The organism is Nocardia sp. NPDC051321 (assembly GCF_044455225.1).
Classification (GTDB): Bacteria; Actinomycetota; Actinomycetes; order Mycobacteriales; family Mycobacteriaceae; genus Nocardia.
The window spans coordinates 750,355-763,081 of the sequence record NZ_JBITEM010000001.1; the positions used below are offsets into that span (position 1 = coordinate 750,355).

Sequence of the window (12,727 nt, forward strand, 5' to 3'; positions counted from 1 at the left end):
ACAGCTGCCCTGCCGGTCCTTCCGGACCGGCAGGGCAGGTTCGACGCTGATCGGCCGACGTCAGATCTGGCAGGTCGGACTCGGGTGCAGCAGCCAGCAAAGGACCGAGCCGGGGCCGGCCGACCCGCTCGTGCCCGAACCGCTATCGGCGACAGCGGCGGTGGGCGAGTCGCCGGCCACCGGCGATGCGGCGGACCCGAGGCCGAGTGGCGCCGCCGCGGCGGTACCGCCGCCGAGGACGAGTGCCGCGCCGATTCCGACGGCGGCCAGGGTCATGCGGATCGAACTGCGTGACAGGACGGACGAGCTCATGGTTCTCCAGATGGATCGTGTTCAACTGAGGTAGACGGTGCGTGAGTCGCGATCCCACGCGAAAACGTTACCTGGCAGGCGAACCCGCGCACCGGCACTCGGCGTCCAGCCACTAACCTGCTGCGCATGGGTGCATTGGTTGCGGTGGAGGGCCTCGACGGGGCTGGGAAACGCACACTGATCGATGCGATCGTCGGTGATCTACAGGCGCGCGGGGTGCGCGTGCGGACAATGGCATTTCCACGCTATGGGCAATCCGTGCACGCCGACTTGGCGGCCGAGGCTTTGCGCGGCGGACACGGCGATCTGGCCGAGTCGATCAACGGGATGGCGCTGATGTTCGCCCTCGATCGAGCGGAAGCGAGAGGCGAGCTGTCGAAGCTGCTGGCCGACAATGACATCGTGCTGCTCGACCGGTATGTCGCGTCCAATGCGGCATATTCGGCGGCCCGGTCGGCGCAGTCGGGCGACGGCGAATTCGTGCACTGGGTAGGGGAATTGGAGTTCGGGCGATTTGAATTGCCGGTGCCCGCACTGCAGGTGCTGCTCGACGTGCCGACCGAGGTCGCGGCCGAGCGGGCGCGCAGGCGCGGCGAACTCGACGACAGCAGGGCGCTCGACGCGTATGAACGCGATGGCGGGCTGCAGCACCGTACCGGCGCGGTGTACCGTGAGCTCGCTCAACGGAACTGGTATGGGCCGTGGTGGATATTCCGATCCGGTGACGATCCAGCCACGCTGGCTGCGCGATTGGCCGATTTGATTACCCATTAGGGTTAGATGTGCGGCGGGTTCACACCAGTGTTGGCGTGGCAGCCCGATCCTGGCCTGGGAGATGACAACATAGTAATTATGAAGCCGAAGATTCTGGTCGTCGACGACGATATGGCACTCGCAGAGATGCTCACGATCGTCCTGCGCGGGGAAGGGTTCGACCCGCACGTGGTCGGCGACGGCACACAGGCCCTGGCGGCGGTTCGCGAGATCCGCCCAGACCTGGTGTTGCTGGACCTGATGCTGCCCGGCATGAACGGCATCGATGTATGCCGCGTGCTGCGGGCCGATTCCGGAGTACCGATCGTGATGCTCACCGCGAAGACCGACACGGTCGACGTGGTGCTCGGACTCGAGTCCGGTGCTGACGATTACATCGTCAAACCGTTCAAGCCGAAGGAACTCGTCGCCAGGGTGCGCGCTCGATTGCGCCGCACCGAGGACGAGCCCGCCGAGCTGTTGTCCATCGCCGACATCGTGATCGATGTGCCCGCGCACAAGGTGACCCGTGGCGGTGCGCAGATCTCGCTGACGCCGCTCGAGTTCGATCTGCTTGTCGCGCTTGCCCGCAAGCCGCGTCAGGTGTTCACCCGCGAGGTGCTGCTGGAACAGGTGTGGGGCTACCGGCATGCCGCCGATACCCGCCTGGTGAATGTGCACGTGCAGCGGCTGCGCGCCAAGGTCGAGAAGGATCCCGAGAATCCGGAGATCGTGTTGACCGTTCGCGGTGTCGGTTACAAGGCCGGACCGCCGTGATCGGTCGCGTTTCGCGAATCGTGGCAGCGTTCGTGCGGACGGAGGCATCGAGCGCCGACGAGGCGCGGCAGTGAGCGATCGCTCCAGAAACCAACTGGAGCGGCGACTGGCCGCGGTGGGAGTCCGGTTCACCGAACTGGGCACCGCGCTCGGTCACCTCTGGCAGCGATCGCTGCAACTGCGCGTCGCGGTCTCGACGATCACCCTGTCGCTGATCGTGATCACGATCCTCGGCGTGGTGCTGACCGACCAGATCACCAACCGGATGTTGGACACCAAGATCAACGCGGCGGTCGAGGAGATGGGCCGCGCGCGTAACGCGGTGCACCAGCAGCTGGTCGGCACGCACGACACCGGCGCCCAGCTGAAAGAGGCGCGCAACGCGTTGTCCAGCGACGGCAGCCCGCAGACCGGTGTCGCGGGCAGCTACGACGTGGCGCTGGTGATGATGAGCAGCGGCCAGCAGGAGGTCAACGCGGGCCCGATCCAGGACGTGCCCAACGAGCTGCGCAACTTCGTGCGGCGCGGACAGGTCAGCCGTCAGTTCACCACCGTCTCGGACTCGAGCGGGTATCACGGGCCTGCGTTGATCATCGGCAGCCCGAGCACCGAGGTGCCCACGCTGGAGATCTACCTCATCTTCCCGCTGGCCAGCGAGGCGCGCAGCCTGTCGCTGATGCGCGGCACCATGCTGATCGGCGGCATCGTGCTGCTCGTCTTGCTTGCCGCGATCACCGCGTTGGTGACCAGACAGGTGGTGCTGCCGATTCGTTCGGCGGCGCGGATCGCCGGTCGCTTCGCCGATGGCAGGCTCAAGGAACGCATGCTGGTGCGCGGCGAGGACGACATGGCCCGGCTGGCGCAGGCGTTCAACGAGATGGCCGAGAGCCTGTCCAACCAGATCACCCAGCTGGAAGAATTCGGAAACCTGCAGCGCCGCTTCACCTCTGACGTCAGCCACGAGCTGCGCACCCCGTTGACCACGGTGCGAATGGCCGCGGACCTGATCCACGGCAGCAGTGACGATCTGGATCCGGCGCTGGCCCGCAGCGCGGAGCTGCTGGTCAACGAGCTGGACCGGTTCGAGGGACTGCTCAACGATCTGCTCGAGATCAGCCGCCACGACGCGGGCGTCGCCGAGCTGCAGATCGAATCGCTGGACGTGCGGATGTGCGCGCGGGCGGCCATCTCGACGGTGCGCCACCTGGCCAAGGACGCAGGCGTCGAGGTCGTGATGGATCTGCCGGAGGAGCCGTTGGTCGCCGAGGTCGATCCGCGCCGGGTCGAGCGGGTGCTGCGGAATCTGCTCGCGAACGCGATCGATCACAGCGAGGGCAAGCCGGTGCTGATCAGGATGCGCGGCGACAGCGACGCCAACGCGGTCTCGGTGGTGGTGCGCGACCAGGGCATCGGCCTGCGGCCCGGCGAGGAGAAGCTGGTCTTCAACCGGTTCTGGCGATCGGATCCGTCCCGGATGCGCCGTTCCGGCGGCACCGGTCTCGGGCTGTCGATCAGCGTCGAGGACGCGAATCTGCACGAAGGCAGGCTCGAAGCCTGGGGCGAGGTCGGGATCGGCGCGAGCTTCCGGCTGACGCTGCCGCTGGTGCGCGGCAAGAAGCTCGGCGCGAGCCCGCTCTCCCTGGAGCCGGTGCGCAAGCAGGCGGCCGGGCGACAGGTCGAACTGGAGATCGTGCCGAATTCGGCTGAGCCGGAGCCGGATACGACGCCGGGCGATAGTGCGGCCGCGCCGGTCACCGGGAACGGATCGGCGCCCGTCGCACCAGCGCAGCCGGGTGCCGACGCGGTGACCGAATCCGGGGACGTACCGTCATGAGTTGGCGTTACCCGCCCGGCTCAGGCTATCCGAAGCGCGCCCGCGGCGGCGGTTGCGGGGAAGGGGTTTGATGAGCATGCGTGTCGGTGCTGCGAAAGTGCGGCGGCTGTTCGCGTTCGCCGCGGCGGCCCTTGCCGCGTTGATCGTGCTCCCCGGGTGCGCGAGCCTGCCGGAATCCTCGGCGCCGCAGGCGCTCGGCACCATCAACCGCGAGCCGACCTCGGAGGGGCCACCGGCCCCCATCCAGGGACGCGACCCCGATCTGCTGCTGCGTGACTTTCTGCTGGCCACCGCCGACCCCACCAATCGGCATCTGGCGGCCCGTCAGTACATGACCCCGTCGGCCGCGGCGCAGTGGGACGACGCCGCGGGCACCACCATCGTGGAGAAGCCGGATACCTTGCGCGAGTCGCGAACTGGCGACAAGGCGACGTATCGCATCCGCGCGCGCAAGGTCGCCGACTTGGAAAGCAACGGCGCGTACCGCGCCTCGGCGGATCCGCCGCTGGAGAACAAGATCGAGATGACCAAGGTCAACGACGAGTGGCGCATCGACGAACTGCCCGACGGTGTGGTGATGGATGCCATCGCGTTCGGCAAGATGTACCGGCGCTACGTGCTCTACTTCGTCGATCCGACCAGCAGCGTCGTGGTGCCCGACCTGCGCTGGGCCGCCGTGCCCAAGGCGCAGGCGACCCAGCGGCTGCTCGGCATGCTCGGCGAGGGCACCCAACCCGCGCTCGCCCCGGTGCTGCGCAACGAGCTGGCCGCGCCGATCACCTTGCGCGGCCCCATCACCAAGGCCAACGGCGATCCGGACGAGGTCGGCGTCGGGCTCGGCGGCGTGAAGATCGACTTCGCCGGCGCCTCGGCGCTCAATCCGCACGATCGTGAGCTACTCGCCGCGCAGGTGGTGCTCACCCTCGCGGGCGCGGACGTGCAGGGCCCCTACATGCTGCTGGCCGACGGCAAACCGTTCGACGACCGGTTCACCGGCAGCGGCTGGTCGATTACCGACGTCCAGCAGTACAGCCAGCCGACGCTGGGCAACAGTCAGATCGGGCTGCACGCGCTGCGCGGCGGCGCGCTGGTGCAGGTTCCGGAGAACAACGCCCCGATCGTGCCCGCACCCGGCTACTTCGGCACCGTGAACAACCTGCTGTCCGCCGCGCTTTCGCCGGACAGTCAGCTGGTCGCCGGTGTCGCGGATACCGGACGGCCCGCGGAGCCGCCGCGCACGCTGATGATCGGCACCTACGGCGGCAATGCGATTCCGGTGGAAACGGGTACCACCATCACCCGGCCGTCCTGGAACATCGACGGCACCGCCGCGTGGGCCGTCATCGATGGCGAGCGGGTGATCCGCGCGGTCAACGACCGAACCACCAACACCGTCTCGATACAGGACGTGGACACCTCCGCGCTCACCTCGGCGGGACCGGGATCGACCTTCCACGGGCCCATCACCGAGCTGCGGATCTCCCGTACCGGCGTGCGGGCCGCATTGATCGCCGACGGCAAAGTCTATGTCGCGGTGGTCATTCCGAAGCCGGGCGGCGGCTTCGCGCTGGCCTCACCGTTGCCCGTCGGCGTCAATTCGAGTGCGGCGGCCGTGTCGTTGTCGTGGTTCGGTAGCGACCGGTTGATCATTTCCAGGGAGGGCAATGTCGATCCGGTCGGCACCGTGTCGATCGACGGGTCGCAGCCGATCCCGCAGACCAGCCGGAACCTGACGGCACCCGTGCGGCAGGTCAGTGCCACTCCGGAACACCAGTACGCCGCGGATTCTCGGGCCGTGCTGGAGCTGACCAGCAACCCGGATGGTGGCGAGCCGTACTGGCGTGAGGTACCTGGGCTCGGCGCGAACGCCGTCCCGGTGCTGCCGAGCTGAGCGCTTTCCGGTAAATGGTTCCGCGGCAACGGGATCAGCGATGTGCCGGGCCGGGCATCGAGACGTTGTCGGTGGGTGCGCGCACACTCGGGCGATGCGGACCCTGCTTGATCTGATCCTGCCCGCCTCGTGTGCGGGCTGTCGCGCCGTTGGCGTCGGCTGGTGCGCCGAATGCGCGGCGGCGCTGGCGGGTCCGCCGACGCGGGTATGGCCGAGGACCGAGCCCGGGGTGCCGTGCTGGGCGCTCGGCCCGTATGCGGGGCCGGGGCGCCGGGCGGTGCTCGCGGCCAAAGAGCAGGGGCGCCGGGATCTGGCCGAGCCGCTCGGGCTGGCGCTCGCCGGCGGTCTCGCCCGCTTGCGGGCCGGCGACCGGCCGCTGCTGCTGGTGCCCGCGCCGAGCCGGACGGTCGCGGCGCGCAGGCGGGGCGGGGATCCGGTGCTGCGCATGACTCAGGTAGCCACGAGTTGGCTGCCCGATAGCCAAATGGTATCTCTGCTGCGAGTGTGGTGGGGTGTGCGTGATTCGGTGGGCTTGACACCCGGTGAGCGGGTTCACAATCTCGGCGGTCGTGTCACCACACTACCCGGCCGCCCGGCCACGCCGGAGATGCCGGAAAACGCCGAGGTAGTGCTGGTCGACGACGTGCTGACAACCGGTGCGACGGCCGGTGCGTCGGTGCGCGCGCTGACTCGAATCGGCCTCCGGCCACACGCCGTACTGGTTATCTGTGCTGCTTGACTCCGGGAAATTTGCGTGAACACTGGCGCACTCCCCGATGTCGTACTAGCGTCGCGAACACACACCCGAACCGGGAGTTTGGAGGTGGCGCCTCGGACAACATGTGCCGAGAGATCGTCGATCGGCACGGCTCATTCCCGCCGCACGCACGTTCGTTTGTGCGGCCATATTCGGGAGGTACGCGTGACGACTTCTTCACGACCTTCAGTGCAAGACGCCGATCCTTCGGTGTTGGATGACAGCACCTTGGACGTGACCGAACAATCCCTTGCCGACCAAGCCAAGACGCCCCGCGCGGACGTCGTGGTCAAGGGTCGCAATGTCGAAGTTCCGGATCACTATCGAATCTATGTCGCGGAGAAACTCTCCAGGCTCGAACGCTTCGATCCGTCCATTTTCATCTTCGACGTCGAACTGTTCCACGAGCGAAATCGACGGCAGCGCAAGAGTTGTCAGCGGGTGGAGATCACCGCGCGTGGCAAGGGCCCGATCGTACGGGCCGAGGCATGTGCCGACAGTTTCTACGCCGCGCTCGAGTCGGTGACGGCGAAGCTGGAGAGCCGCCTGCGCCGCACCAAGGATCGCCGCAAGGTGCACTACGGGGACAAGACCCCCGTCTCCGTCGCCCAGGCGACCGCCGACCTGGTGGACGAGAGCCTGTTCGCCCAGCCGAACGGAAACGGCTCCACCACCGCGCACGACCACCCCGACGGCGACGCCCGCCGCCGCTCCGACGGGATGCCGGAAAACTCGGAATACGCGGCCGGGCCCGGCCATATCGTTCGCACCAAGGTGCACACCGCGACCCCGATGTCCGTCGACGACGCCCTCTACCAGATGGAACTCGTCGGCCATGACTTCTTCCTCTTCCAAGACCGCGAGACCGACCGACCGTCGGTTGTCTATCGCAGGCACGCCTTCGACTACGGCCTGATCCGGCTCGCATAGTCCAAAGGCTTCACCAATCCGCCGCTCCGGGCAGTCAGCGCTCGAGTTGGGTGCCCGGAGACCCGCTCTGGTCGAAGTGATCAGCCGTCTAGGCTAGGCTTCGCCACGAAATCCGTCATATCCGTTGTCGCGGTGCGGATTTCGCGGCTGCGCCAGATCCGTGCGAGGTCGAGCAGGCGACGTATGTCCGAGTCGATATCGCTCGACGGCGCGCCGAAACGATCGGCCTCGCGCGGGGCGGTGGCCGGTGCGGCACCGTCGCGCCTGGCCGCGATGGCCTGCCGCAGCTGCCTGGCGTAGCGCGTGCTACTCGGCGGGCCGAGCTCCGTCGCCTTGTCGGTGGGTAGGTACCGGTGCAACTGCATCAGTGCGTCGCGGATCTCCACCGTCATGCGGAGCAAGCGTGCGTCCGGCGGGGTCGAATCTGTTGTGGGAAGCACGATTTCGGGTACCGCCGCGGTGAGATCGCGCCACAGCGGCCGCAGTCGGCGGCAGTACCGCCCGGCCCGGTTCCAGCCGGTGCGCGCCGACAACAGCTCGATCAGCGGGACGGCCAGCATCGCGGCCAGCACGAACACCGTGCCGAAATTAGGTGCGGCCCAACGAGTCAGCCCCGGGTCGTCGGCTTGCCAATGGCCGGTGTGCCTGGCGATCGAACTGGCCAGACTCGCGCTCGCGATGAACGGCGTCGCCAGCAGGGCGGTGAAGACGACGCGCTCGTACCGCGTGACCTCGCCGCCGCGCAGCTCGCGCAGGCCGGCCCGCCAGACCAGCGTGCCCACCGCGATCAGCGGAATCCACATCACCGCCGACACCACGAACTCCTGCCAGCTGCTGTCCTGCCCGAGCAGCGTCCCGGCCCGCCGGTAAGGCGTGCCGATGATCAGGATCAGTAGCACGGACGCGGCGGCGGCCAGGTCGAAGAAGCGCTGGCGGCGCGCGGCCAGCCGCGGGGCGGCGTCGGCCCACAGCAGCGCGGCGCCGAACAGGCTCGCGATGCCGAGCATGGTCGCGCCCATCGACAGCTGGTGCAGCAGGCTGCCGAAGCGCGGCGCGATGCCCCGCTCGAGCAGTATCAGCGACAGCGCGGTCCAGGCCAGGGCGCGGTTGAGCAGGCGGTCGATCGCGGTGCCGTTGAGCAGCACGCGGCGCCCGAGGAACACGGCGACGACGAAGATGATCACCGGCACCGCGAACACCGGGGGGACCGGCGAGCTCACCGACGGCGGTCGCGGAAGAATGTCCGGTGCAGCAACGAGTCTCGGCGTGGTGGGCGCATGGCGTGCAACATGACCATGTCGGCGAAGGTCTCGGCATCGCGTTCGCGGGTGGTGCCGTAGTCGGTGCGGCCGAGCACGTGCGCGATGGATTCCGGCGAGATCGACGGCAGCAGTTCGGCGACCGCGGCCACCGTGGGTGTGCTCGGCGCGGGCTCGCCGTCGGCCGGCCGCTCCGGGCCGTGGCCGAGCAGCATGTGGCCGAGCTCGTGCACGATGATGTGCTCGGCGTGCCACTCGGTGGTGTCCGCGCCATGGACGATGACATCGCTGTCCTGCTTGGCGATCCACAGTCCGCTGCCGGTGCCGCATCCGGTGCCCGCGAGCAGCGCGGTATCGATCGGCAGCAGGCTGATGCTGCGGCCGCGATACTGCGCGACATCGTCGAGATAGCTCGACAGATCCCACGGGTGCGGAATCGGTACGTCTCGGGTCAGGTTCCGGAACCGGGCCTGCATGGCCATGCGATCGTTCTCCTACAGCAAGCTCGTTGCCCCCAGTAGGTAGCGATATTACCGACTCGGCGGTACGGGCCGATCCGTGCTCTCGATGATCCTGGCGAGAATCGACTGGTCCACGTTGGAACCGCGCAGCGCGATGCTGGAGACATTGGCGTCGCGCATGGTCGCGAGCAGTTCGAGCTCACGGTCGATGGCCGCGGCCGCCGGACCTGTCGTGGTGAGGTAATCGGCGGCAACGCCGAAGCTTTGCGCGATGGCCGCGAGCAGATCCGATTCGACTGTGCCGAGGGCATTTTCGCCGTCGAATTCGCCGCTGCGTAGTCGCTCCAGCTGGCTCGCCGGGACGGCTCGGCGTAGGTAATCGCCTGCCTGCTCGGCTACCGCCGCGTTGCTGCGCTCCGGCGCGGAGCGGGGGTGCACGACCGCGAACAACCGGTTGATCTTGTGGCTCAGCGTGAGGGTTCCGTCGGTCGGCGCGTTGTCTGCCATCTCAGTGCTCACCGTTTCGACTCGCGGTCGTGGCCAGGTTGGCAGCCAGCCACCGTGCCTGGAACTGGCCTTCTGTCGCAGCATCCACGTCCTCCGATCGGCCGGCCAGCCAGCGCCGGTATCGCCGTTCCTGCAGTTCGGTCGCGTCGCTGGCCTCGGCGGGCACCTCGAGCAGGTGCGCGAACGCCATTTCGACGAGCGGGTGGAGTACTCGGCCCGGGCCGCCGTTGCGTTCGAGCATCGTGGTCGCGTAGCGCGCCGACAGGGTGGAGACCACCCGGTTGAGCTCGCTGATCGCGGCGACCAGTTGGGGATCGGACGCGGTGCCCTTGTCGACGGCGTCGTTGAGCCGGCCCGCGGTCGCGAGAAGGCCGGTGAGATCGGCGATTTCGAAGCGGATCGAGTCGGGCCCGGCCACCACGGACTCGCCGGGGTGGCGGGCGGACAGCGCGGGGTCGGCGACGGCGGGCGAGCCGCCCGCGTAGGTGCGTGCGGCACTGCCCGGCAGCCAGCGCAGCGGCGCGTCGAGCTTGTTCAGCGTTGTCGTGCTGATCGCCGCGTCGCCGTCCTCGATCTTGCGAATCGTCGGTGCCGAAGGCCCGCCGAGGTCGCCGATCTGTAACTGCGTGAGTCCGAGCTCGTCCCGGCGTTCCTTGATGATTCGGCCGAATCTCTTCTGGCGCCGCGACAGCTCCGAAGGGCTATGCATAGTGCGCTCCAGGGTAAGCGCGAGCAGCGGCAAAGGCAAACCAATAGAAAATGTTTGAAAAATCAGTGGCAATATTGCTACTGTTCTGATGCGCCGAGTCGCACCCGACTTCGGCCTTGTAGCGCGTTCCGAGACGAGCAGGGGCGTTCGTCGGGACGGGCGCCTCCGGTCTGTTGCGCAACGGCGCGCGGCAGGCCGGAATCAGCGACGGTGGAGGGGAACGCCGCTGCGCACGGGATCACCGTCGGCGAAGGGGGTCGACGGTGAACTTACTATGGAGTAAGTTTGGTGGTCATAGATCTCTCGAAAGGAAATCGCATGGCCACCAAGGCTGCTCGCCGTGCCGTTATCGTGTCCGGTGCGCGCACGCCGTTCGTGCGTGCGTTCACCGGATACACCCGGATGGATTCCATCGCGCTCGCCGATGCCGCGGTCCGTGGTTTGCTCGAGCGGACCGGGCTGCCCGGCGGCCAGGTGCAGGCGATCGTCTGGGGCGGGGTCATCCTGCCGAGCGCGGCGCCGAACATCGCCCGCGAAATCGCCCTCGACCTGCGCCTCGACGCCGGTTGCGAGGGCTACACGGTGACCAGGGCCTGCGCGTCGGGCCTGCAGGCGGTGACCTCCGCGGCGGCCGCGATCGAGCGCGGCGAATACGACATCATGATCGCGGGCGGCAGCGATTCCACCTCCAATGCCGAGGTCAAGCTGCCGCAGAAGGTGGTGCACGCCGCGGCGCCGCTGGCACTCGGCAAGCCGAAGCCGAAGGACTATCTGTCCGCGGTCGCGCAACTCGCGCCGTTTACCCATCTGCTGCCGAGCAGGCCGAAGATCGCCGAACGCACCACCGGTGAGGTGATGGGGGAGTCGGCCGAGAAGATGGCCCGCATCCACGGCATCGGCCGCGCCGATCAGGACGAGTTCGCCGCTCGCTCGCACCATCGCGCCGCAGCGGCCATCGATTCGGGCCGGTTCGACGACGAGGTGCTGCGGGTGCGCACCCCCGATGGCACCGAGATCGACCGCGACGGATTGGTCCGCGGCGACACCAGCATCGAAAAACTATCGAAACTGAAGCCGGTGTTCGCCGAAAACGGCACAGTGACCGCGGGCAACGCGAGCCCGCTGACCGACGGCGCGTCCGCGGTGCTGTTGATGAGCGAGGAAAAGGCGCTCGAGCTCGGCTACCGGCCGCTCGCCGCGTTCCGCTCGTGGAGTTACGTCAGCGTCGATCCGACCGACCAGGTGCTCATCGGGCCCGCGATCTCCATGCCGCGTGCGCTCGACAAGGCCGGAATGTCGTTGAGCGACATCGATTTCGTCGACATCCACGAGGCCTTCGCCGCGCAAACGCTGTCCGTGCTCGCCGCGCTCGGCAGCACCGAGTGGGCCAAGTCCCGCCTCGACCGGGACACCGCCGTCGGCGAGATCGACATCGACAAGCTCAACGTGCACGGCGGTTCGGTCTCCCTCGGCCACCCCTTCGGCGCCACCGGCGCCCGCATGGTCACCACCATGGCCAACGAACTAGCCCGCACCGGCAAAAACGCTGCGCTGCTGGGCATCTGCGCCGCAGGCGGCATCGGAGCCTCAGCGGTACTCGAGCGCATCTGACGCACGGGTCGCCCGCTGCGCATAGCCTCGCCTGCCGCGCACGAGCTAGCTAGCACGTTTCGTGCGCGGCACGGCAAGCTATGCGCAGCATAGGCTTTGGTGATTCGGTGCCGCGGGCACCCCGCGGATCGCTTGTCGCGCAGAGGTTTGTTCGCCGCGCACGAATCAGCTGGCGGTTTCGCGCGCGGCAGACACAGTCTGCGCAGCACTGGCGCTCGCGATTCAGTCTGGCGCGCAATGGGTTAGCCTGTCGCGCATAGGGTTCGCCTTCCGCGCAGGAGTCAGCTAGCGATTTCGTGTGCGGCAGGACAGGACCTGCGCGGCACGGGATTTCGTGACTCGGGCAGGTTCGGGCGCGCTGGCGGTCTCGTCTGCGCCGGTCGGTCTGAACCGGTATCTGGTTGCCTGCCGCCATGGTTGGTGTGCCGTGCACAGGCTCGCTTGCCGCGTTCGAATTAGCTGGCGATTTCGTGCGCGGCAGGGCAGCGTCTGCGCGGCACGGGATCTCGTGTTCAGGTTGGCTGGGGTGAGCCGGTGGTTGGGGATTGGGCTAGCGCGGGCGTGGTGGGCGGTCCGGGGGGATTACCGGGATGGTGCCGTCTGCGGTGGGGCGGACGCCGTAGCTGGTGTATGTGCGGGGGGCGGTCTGGGGTTTACGGCCCTCGTCGGCGATGATGCGCAGGCAGGTGTCGTGGTTGGTTTCGCCGGGGCGACCCTCGCGGCGCAGGCGGAGCATGGCGGAGGCGAGATCGATGCCGAGCTCGTTCGACAGCCTTACGGCGTCGACGTTGGCCATGGCAAACCTCCTGAACCTGAAGAACACTGCGTCCGCGAAAAATCCATTGTCCGAGATGGATCCGTCCTTGGCGTACCCAATAGCCGAGTCGGCGAATCCTCGGGTATCCGTAAACTCCGTGATCTCTCAC

13 protein-coding genes are annotated in these 12,727 nt (G+C 67.9%); 7 read left to right on the plus strand and 6 right to left on the minus strand.

The genetic code is table 11. The features are described 5' to 3' along the window. Positions 1-60: 60 nt before the first annotated feature. Positions 61-312, minus strand: coding sequence for a hypothetical protein (locus ACIA8C_RS03525; RefSeq protein ID WP_397130631.1), 252 nt, complete (start codon positions 310-312; stop codon positions 61-63). Positions 313-438: 126 nt separating this feature from the next. On the opposite strand from ACIA8C_RS03525, the gene ACIA8C_RS03530 reads away from it, so the two are divergent. The 6 genes from ACIA8C_RS03530 to hpf all read left to right on the plus strand — a co-directional run bounded on the left by ACIA8C_RS03530 (position 439) and on the right by hpf (position 7,254). After that, entirely contained in the window at positions 439-1,086 is a 648-nt protein-coding gene (locus ACIA8C_RS03530) for a dTMP kinase (RefSeq protein WP_397130632.1), read from the plus strand. A 78-nt stretch (positions 1,087-1,164) separates the two neighbouring features. Next, positions 1,165-1,842, plus strand: coding sequence for an MtrAB system response regulator MtrA (mtrA, locus tag ACIA8C_RS03535; protein ID WP_069163595.1), 678 nt, complete (start codon positions 1,165-1,167; stop codon positions 1,840-1,842). Positions 1,843-1,912: 70 nt separating this feature from the next. Continuing rightward, positions 1,913-3,676 (plus strand): MtrAB system histidine kinase MtrB, encoded by a 1,764-nt coding sequence (gene mtrB, locus ACIA8C_RS03540; RefSeq protein ID WP_397130633.1) that lies wholly within the window; start codon positions 1,913-1,915, stop codon positions 3,674-3,676. Between the two features lie 70 nt (positions 3,677-3,746). Next, on the plus strand, positions 3,747-5,567 hold the full coding sequence (gene lpqB, locus ACIA8C_RS03545) for an MtrAB system accessory lipoprotein LpqB (protein WP_397130634.1): 1,821 nt from the start codon (positions 3,747-3,749) through the stop codon (positions 5,565-5,567). A gap of 94 nt (positions 5,568-5,661) precedes the next feature. Then, positions 5,662-6,306 carry a ComF family protein gene (locus ACIA8C_RS03550; protein WP_397130635.1) on the plus strand — a complete coding sequence of 215 codons (645 nt, stop codon included), beginning with the start codon at positions 5,662-5,664 and terminating at the stop codon, positions 6,304-6,306. A 183-nt stretch (positions 6,307-6,489) separates the two neighbouring features. Further along, positions 6,490-7,254 carry a ribosome hibernation-promoting factor, HPF/YfiA family gene (gene hpf, locus ACIA8C_RS03555; protein WP_397130636.1) on the plus strand — a complete coding sequence of 255 codons (765 nt, stop codon included), beginning with the start codon at positions 6,490-6,492 and terminating at the stop codon, positions 7,252-7,254. A gap of 80 nt (positions 7,255-7,334) precedes the next feature. Here the strand turns inward: hpf and ACIA8C_RS03560 are convergent, their stop codons facing one another. Genes ACIA8C_RS03560 through ACIA8C_RS03575 form a run of 4 tightly spaced genes read right to left on the minus strand, consistent with a single transcriptional unit; the run spans position 7,335 to position 10,190 of the window. Further along, on the minus strand, positions 7,335-8,474 hold the full coding sequence (locus ACIA8C_RS03560; RefSeq protein ID WP_397130637.1) for an MAB_1171c family putative transporter: 1,140 nt from the start codon (positions 8,472-8,474) through the stop codon (positions 7,335-7,337). Further along, a complete protein-coding gene (locus ACIA8C_RS03565; RefSeq protein ID WP_397130638.1) occupies positions 8,471-8,995 on the minus strand; it encodes a hypothetical protein in 525 nt (174 codons plus the stop codon). Before ACIA8C_RS03565 ends, ACIA8C_RS03560 begins: the two co-directional genes overlap by 4 nt. A 48-nt stretch (positions 8,996-9,043) precedes the next feature. After that, a complete protein-coding gene (locus ACIA8C_RS03570) occupies positions 9,044-9,481 on the minus strand; it encodes a hypothetical protein (RefSeq protein ID WP_397130639.1) in 438 nt (145 codons plus the stop codon). Between the two features lies 1 nt (position 9,482). Further along, positions 9,483-10,190, minus strand: coding sequence for a helix-turn-helix domain-containing protein (locus ACIA8C_RS03575; protein ID WP_397130640.1), 708 nt, complete (start codon positions 10,188-10,190; stop codon positions 9,483-9,485). A gap of 318 nt (positions 10,191-10,508) precedes the next feature. Between ACIA8C_RS03575 and ACIA8C_RS03580 the strand changes: the two genes are divergently transcribed. Continuing rightward, the gene (locus ACIA8C_RS03580) at positions 10,509-11,801 is read left to right on the plus strand and encodes an acetyl-CoA C-acyltransferase (protein ID WP_397130641.1); all 1,293 of its coding nucleotides are present in this window, start codon (positions 10,509-10,511) and stop codon (positions 11,799-11,801) included. Between the two features lie 550 nt (positions 11,802-12,351). On the opposite strand, the gene ACIA8C_RS03585 is transcribed toward ACIA8C_RS03580, so the two are convergent. Further along, complete coding sequence (locus ACIA8C_RS03585) at positions 12,352-12,597, minus strand: hypothetical protein (RefSeq protein WP_397130642.1); 246 nt, start codon at positions 12,595-12,597, stop codon at positions 12,352-12,354. Positions 12,598-12,727: the final 130 nt, after the last annotated feature.

Coding starts and splice junctions, on each gene's coding strand:
- ACIA8C_RS03550 (WP_397130635.1), top strand. CDS start 5,662: ATGCGGACCCTGCTTGATCTGATCCTGCCCGCCTCGTGTGCGGGCTGT.
- lpqB (WP_397130634.1), top strand. CDS start 3,747: ATGAGCATGCGTGTCGGTGCTGCGAAAGTGCGGCGGCTGTTCGCGTTC.
- ACIA8C_RS03570 (WP_397130639.1), bottom strand. CDS start 9,481: ATGGCAGACAACGCGCCGACCGACGGAACCCTCACGCTGAGCCACAAG.
- ACIA8C_RS03530 (WP_397130632.1), top strand. CDS start 439: ATGGGTGCATTGGTTGCGGTGGAGGGCCTCGACGGGGCTGGGAAACGC.
- ACIA8C_RS03580 (WP_397130641.1), top strand. CDS start 10,509: ATGGCCACCAAGGCTGCTCGCCGTGCCGTTATCGTGTCCGGTGCGCGC.
- ACIA8C_RS03575 (WP_397130640.1), bottom strand. CDS start 10,190: ATGCATAGCCCTTCGGAGCTGTCGCGGCGCCAGAAGAGATTCGGCCGA.
- ACIA8C_RS03565 (WP_397130638.1), bottom strand. CDS start 8,995: ATGGCCATGCAGGCCCGGTTCCGGAACCTGACCCGAGACGTACCGATT.
- ACIA8C_RS03585 (WP_397130642.1), bottom strand. CDS start 12,597: ATGGCCAACGTCGACGCCGTAAGGCTGTCGAACGAGCTCGGCATCGAT.
- ACIA8C_RS03525 (WP_397130631.1), bottom strand. CDS start 312: ATGAGCTCGTCCGTCCTGTCACGCAGTTCGATCCGCATGACCCTGGCC.
- mtrA (WP_069163595.1), top strand. CDS start 1,165: ATGAAGCCGAAGATTCTGGTCGTCGACGACGATATGGCACTCGCAGAG.